This is a genomic window from Wenyingzhuangia sp. 2_MG-2023 (assembly GCF_030548295.1).
In the GTDB taxonomy this organism is placed as follows: Bacteria; Bacteroidota; Bacteroidia; order Flavobacteriales; family Flavobacteriaceae; genus Wenyingzhuangia.
This window is the reverse complement of the sequence record NZ_JAUOSB010000217.1, coordinates 1-232: the sequence shown is the minus strand read 5'-3', so window position 1 is coordinate 232 and position 232 is coordinate 1. Positions and strand designations below refer to the sequence as shown.

Sequence of the window (232 nt, the reverse complement as noted above, 5' to 3'; positions counted from 1 at the left end):
CGCTGATGCTGTTTTTTGGTTTCCGCTATACCTTCTGGGTAGTGATGGGCCTGCCGGTAAGTTTTCTCGCCAGTTTTTTTCTGATGCTGCAGTTTGGCATATCAATCAATATGATGAGCATGGTGGCGTTATTGCTGGCGCTGGGCATTCTGATGGACGATGCCATCGTTATTGCCGAAAGCATCGCCGAGCAACGCCAGCGTGGTCTGTCGCCACTGTATGCCGTTGTAAC

The 232-nt window shown here is 50.9% G+C and carries 1 protein-coding gene; it reads left to right on the top strand.

Annotated elements, in window-relative coordinates; all coding sequences use genetic code 11:
- The coding region (locus Q4548_RS17080; RefSeq protein WP_303457304.1) for an efflux RND transporter permease subunit at positions 1–232 on the top strand (232 nt) is incomplete at both ends.